The organism is Mycobacterium sp., assembly GCF_035570115.1.
Taxonomy (GTDB): Bacteria; Actinomycetota; Actinomycetes; order Mycobacteriales; family Mycobacteriaceae; genus Mycobacterium.
Genome location: NZ_DATMLH010000171.1, coordinates 1 through 4681, shown reverse-complemented (window position 1 = coordinate 4681; position 4681 = coordinate 1). Strand labels below are relative to the sequence as shown.

Here is a 4681-nt window from a genome sequence, read left to right as displayed (position 1 = left end):
TACCCCGACGACCTCGTCATCGTCAGCAAGGTGGGGGCGCGCTACACCGGCGAGGAGCCGATACCCCTGGCTCCGGCGCAGCGGCCCGCCGAGCTACGTGCCGCCGTTGAAGACGACCTGAGCCAACTGGGCCTCGACCGGATACCGGTGGTGAACCTGCGGCGCATGGACCTGGGCCCGGGCGTGCAGGCCGAAGGTGACCAGGTCGTCGACCTCGATGACCAGCTGGCCGAGATGATCGCGCTGCGCGACGAGGGCAAGATCGGCGGGATCGGCGTCAGCAGTGTGCCGCTCGCGATCCTGCAACGCGCGCTGCCTGCCGGCATCGCGTGCGTGCAGAACTCCTACAGCCTGATGGACCGCTCGCAAGAGGAGATGCTCGACGTCTGCACGGCCGAGAACATCGCCTGGGTGCCGTATTTCCCGCTCGGGTCAGCATTTCCCGGTTTTCCCAAGGCGTCCGACAATGCCGTGGTGATCGACATCGCCGGTGAGGTCGGCGCCACGCCGGCTCAAGTCGGTTTGGCCTGGCTGCTGGCGCACACGCCGACGACGTTGCTGATTCCGGGAACGCGGTCGATCGCACACCTCGAGGAGAACCTCGGCGCGGGTGACGTGACTCTGGACGCCGAGGCGATCGCTCGGCTGGACGCCGTCACCGAGCCAGGATCCAGTGCAATGCCGGACGGCATCGAGGGGTTCCTCGAACACAATTAGTGGTCAGCTGATCGCGGCGCCGACTAGATGGCCGATCAGGTAGGTGACCGCCAGGGCCAGGCCTCCGCCGATGAAATTGCGCAGTGCCGCACGGTGTTTGGGTGCGCCGCCCAGGCTGGCCGACACTGCCCCGGTGATCACCAGGGCCAGCAGCACCGCCGCGACGGTGACCGGGATCCGCAGCGCGATCGGCGCGGCCAGGATGGCGATCAGCGGCAGCAGCGCGCCCACGCTGAACGACAACGCCGACGACAACGCGGCCTGCCATGGGTTGGTCAGGTCCGCGGGATCGAACCCGAGCTCTACCTCGGCGTGCGCGGCGATCGGGTCATGGTCGGTCAGTTCCTCGGCGACCGTCCGCGCTGTCGCGGGCGACAACCCTTTGGCTTCATACAGCGCCGCGAGTTCGTCCAGCTCGGCCATCGGGTCGTCATGCAGCTCCCGGCGCTCCTGCCCCAGCAGCGCCTCCTCGGTGTCGCGCTGCGCGCTGACCGACACGTATTCGCCCAACGCCATCGACACCGCGCCGGCGGCCAACCCGGCGACTCCCGCGGTCATGATGGGGGCCCGAGCGACGGTCGCCGCGGCCACGCCCACGACGATGCCCGCGGTTGACACGATCCCGTCGTTGGCGCCGAGCACCCCGGCGCGCAGCCAATTCAATCGGGCCGAGACCGAACCCACATGAGGCTCATGCGGATGCGGTTTAGCGCTCACGAAGTCACACATTAGGGCTTGCCGAAGCGCCATCCAAGGTGACGGGTAACGTCGCCGGTATGTCCGGCAGCAAACCAGTCCGGCCGCCATGGTGGCTGAAACCGGCGAACAAGGTCGTCATCCAGATGTCGCGGTTGGGCATGAGTTTCGGCGGCGAGAGCCCGGTCGTGCTGACCGTGCCCGGACGCAAATCGGGACACGAGCGATCGACCCCGGTCACCCCGATGACCGTCGACGGTCAGGAGTACGTCGTCGCCGGATTCCCCGGCGCCGACTGGGTGGCCAACGTGCGAGCCGCAGGACAGGCCAGGCTGGCCCGCGGCCGAAATGTACGACGGGTGAACATGGTGGAGTTGTCGACCGACGATGCGCGGCCGTTGCTGCGGGCATTTCCGACCGAGGTGCCCACCGGTGTCGGCTTCATGAAGCGGGCCGGACTCGTCACCGAAGGCAGACCGGAGGAATTCGAGGCGCTGGCCGGCCGCTGCGCGGTATTCCGGCTGGACCCGGTGTAACCCGATGAGCGACAATCCTTTTCACGCTGAGGACTGGAAGCCGGTCGACGGGTTCGCTGAACTGACCGATATCACCTATCACCGCCACGTCGCCGACGCCACCGTGCGGGTGGCGTTCAATCGACCCGAGGTGCGTAACGCGTTTCGCCCGCACACGGTCGACGAGCTCTACCGGGCGCTCGATCACGCCCGGATGTCGCCCGACGTCGGAGTGGTGCTGCTGACCGGAAACGGGCCGTCGCCCAAGGACGGGGGTTGGGCGTTTTGCTCCGGCGGGGATCAACGCATCCGCGGGCGCAGCGGCTACCAGTACGCCGCCGGCGAGACCGCCGACACGGTAGACGCCGCCCGGGCCGGCCGACTGCACATCCTCGAGGTGCAGCGGCTGATCCGGTTCATGCCCAAGGTGGTGATCTGCCTGGTCAACGGGTGGGCGGCCGGTGGCGGGCACAGCCTGCATGTGGTGTGCGACCTGACCCTGGCCAGCCGCGAGCACGCCCGGTTCAAGCAGACCGACGCCGACGTCGGCAGCTTCGACGGCGGCTACGGCAGCGCATACCTGGCCCGGCAGGTCGGCCAGAAGTTCGCCCGTGAGATCTTCTTCCTCGGCCGCGACTACACCGCCGAGCAGATGCACGCGATGGGCGCGGTCAACGCCGTTGTCGACCACGCCGAACTGGAGTCGGTGGGTGTCCAATGGGCGGCCGAGATCAACGCGAAATCACCTCAGGCGCAACGGATGCTGAAGTACGCGTTCAACCTGCTCGACGACGGATTGGTGGGCCAGCAACTGTTCGCCGGCGAGGCTACGCGGCTGGCCTACATGACCGACGAAGCCGTCGAAGGCCGCGACGCATTCCTGCAGAAGCGGCCTCCCGATTGGAGCGGGTTCCCGCGCTACTTCTAGCAATCCAGGCTCCCCCTAGACTCGCGACCTGTGAGCAAAAACCCGCTTCGACGATTGACCGAGCAGTTCGTGCTGGCCACCATGCGCCCGCCAATCGCGGCGCGACTCGCGGCGCACCGCCCGGCCGCGAAATCTGTCGACCTCGAGGGCAAGCGCGTCCTGCTCACCGGAGCGTCGTCTGGAATCGGCGAGAGCGCCGCCGAGGAGTTCGCCCGCCGCGGCGCCACCGTCGTGGTCGTTGCCCGCCGTAAGGACCTGCTGGAGGCGCTGGTAGGCCGAATCGAAGACGGCGGCGGCACCGCGATCGCTATCCCCTGCGATCTGTCCGACCTGGACGCCGTCGACGCACTGGCAGCCGACGTCGAGGAGCGTCTTGGCGGCGTAGACATCCTGATCAACAACGCCGGTCGCTCGATTCGCCGACCGCTGGCCGAGTCGCTGGAACGCTGGCACGACGTCGAGCGGACGATGGTGCTCAACTATTACTCGCCGCTGCGGCTGATCCGCGGGCTCGCGCCCGGGATGCTGCAGCGCGGCGACGGCCACATCATCAACGTGGCGACCTGGGGGGTCTTCAGCGAGGCGTCACCGCTGTTCTCGGTGTACAACGCGTCGAAGGCCGCGCTGTCCGCGGTCAGCCGGGTGATCGAAACCGAATGGGCGCCAAAGGGCGTGCACTCGACCACGCTGTACTACCCGCTGGTGGCTACCCCGATGATCGCGCCGACGAAGCAATACCAAGGGCTGCCGGCGTTGACGTCACAAGAGGCCGCCGGCTGGATGATCACAGCCGCGCGCACCCGGCCGGTCCGGATCGCGCCGCGGATGGCCGTCTTCTCGCAGGCGCTGGACACCATCGGTCCCGGTTTGGCGACCACGATGATACGACGGCAGCGCCTTCAACCCGGCGACGCGTGATAGACACGAAGGCATGGAGATTCTCGCCAGTCGAATGCTGTTCCGGCCGGCGGATTACCAGCGGTCGCTGAGCTTCTATCGCGATGAGCTGGGGTTGGCGATCTTCCGCGATTACGGCGCGGGCACCGTCTTCTACGCCGGCCAGTCACTGATCGAGCTGGCCGGCCACGGCGCGCCGGACCACCCGGCCGGACCTTTCCCCGGTGCGCTGTGGCTGCAAGTGCGCGACGTCGCCGCGACCCAGGCGGAGCTGGAGAGCAGAGGCGTGTCGATCGCCCGCGAGGCCCGCCGCGAACCATGGGGTCTGCATGAAATGCATGTCACCGATCCCGACGGCGTAACCCTGATTTTCGTCCAAATACCCGGTGATCACCCGCTGCGCCGTGACACTCGGGGGTGACCGTCGCAATCCCGAAAGTTAACCCGAAGCAAACATCTGGCGACGAGTGCAAAATACCTGCTATTCACATCGCCGTTCTTTCGACAACCGCACCCACCTACCCCCAGAATTAGGCCCGTGAACCTCCAGTTGTTCCTTCTGATCATCGTCGTGATCACCGCCCTCGCATTCGATTACACGAACGGGTTTCACGACACCGCAAATGCCATGGCCACCTCCATCGCCAGTGGCGCGCTCTCGCCTAAGGCCGCGGTAACGCTCTCGGCCGTGCTGAACCTTGGCGGAGCGTTCCTGTCCACCGCTGTCGCCGGAACAATCGCCAAGGACTTGGTGAACGGTCACCTGGTGACCTTGCAACTGGTCTTTGCCGGTCTGGTCGGCGGGATCGTCTGGAACCTGATGACCTGGCTGCTGGGTATCCCGTCGAGCTCCTCGCATGCCCTGGTCGGCGGCATCGTCGGTGCCATGATCGCCGCCGTCGGCGGACACGGGGTGATCTGGACCGGT

Annotated in this window: 7 protein-coding genes; 6 read left to right on the top strand and 1 reads right to left on the bottom strand. The window is 67.0% G+C overall.

The window, feature by feature from the left end:
- Window positions 1-717 (top strand): aldo/keto reductase (locus tag VNW74_RS15685; protein ID WP_325678381.1); only part of this gene is annotated, 717 nt, incomplete at its 5' end.
- A 3-nt stretch (window positions 718-720) separates the two neighbouring features.
- On the opposite strand, the gene VNW74_RS15680 is transcribed toward VNW74_RS15685, so the two are convergent.
- The gene (locus tag VNW74_RS15680) at window positions 721-1434 is read right to left on the bottom strand and encodes a VIT family protein (RefSeq protein WP_325678379.1); all 714 of its coding nucleotides are present in this window, start codon (window positions 1432-1434) and stop codon (window positions 721-723) included.
- A gap of 59 nt (window positions 1435-1493) precedes the next feature.
- On the opposite strand from VNW74_RS15680, the gene VNW74_RS15675 reads away from it, so the two are divergent.
- The 5 genes from VNW74_RS15675 to VNW74_RS15655 form a co-directional block, all read left to right on the top strand.
- Window positions 1494-1949 carry a nitroreductase family deazaflavin-dependent oxidoreductase gene (locus tag VNW74_RS15675; RefSeq protein ID WP_325678377.1) on the top strand — a complete coding sequence of 152 codons (456 nt, stop codon included), beginning with the start codon at window positions 1494-1496 and terminating at the stop codon, window positions 1947-1949.
- A 4-nt stretch (window positions 1950-1953) separates the two neighbouring features.
- Complete coding sequence (locus VNW74_RS15670; protein WP_325678375.1) at window positions 1954-2856, top strand: 1,4-dihydroxy-2-naphthoyl-CoA synthase; 903 nt, start codon at window positions 1954-1956, stop codon at window positions 2854-2856.
- A 30-nt stretch (window positions 2857-2886) separates the two neighbouring features.
- Entirely contained in the window at window positions 2887-3774 is an 888-nt protein-coding gene (locus tag VNW74_RS15665; RefSeq protein WP_325678373.1) for an SDR family oxidoreductase, read from the top strand.
- A 13-nt stretch (window positions 3775-3787) separates the two neighbouring features.
- Window positions 3788-4174 carry a VOC family protein gene (locus tag VNW74_RS15660; RefSeq protein WP_325678371.1) on the top strand — a complete coding sequence of 129 codons (387 nt, stop codon included), beginning with the start codon at window positions 3788-3790 and terminating at the stop codon, window positions 4172-4174.
- A gap of 117 nt (window positions 4175-4291) precedes the next feature.
- A partial coding sequence (locus VNW74_RS15655; protein ID WP_325678369.1) for an inorganic phosphate transporter occupies window positions 4292-4681 on the top strand: 390 nt, incomplete at its 3' end.

Excerpts from the sequence above, each read along its gene's own strand:
- VNW74_RS15660 (WP_325678371.1), top strand. The coding sequence starts at position 3,788 with ATGGAGATTCTCGCCAGTCGAATGCTGTTCCGGCCGGCGGATTACCAG.
- VNW74_RS15675 (WP_325678377.1), top strand. The coding sequence starts at position 1,494 with ATGTCCGGCAGCAAACCAGTCCGGCCGCCATGGTGGCTGAAACCGGCG.
- VNW74_RS15670 (WP_325678375.1), top strand. The coding sequence starts at position 1,954 with ATGAGCGACAATCCTTTTCACGCTGAGGACTGGAAGCCGGTCGACGGG.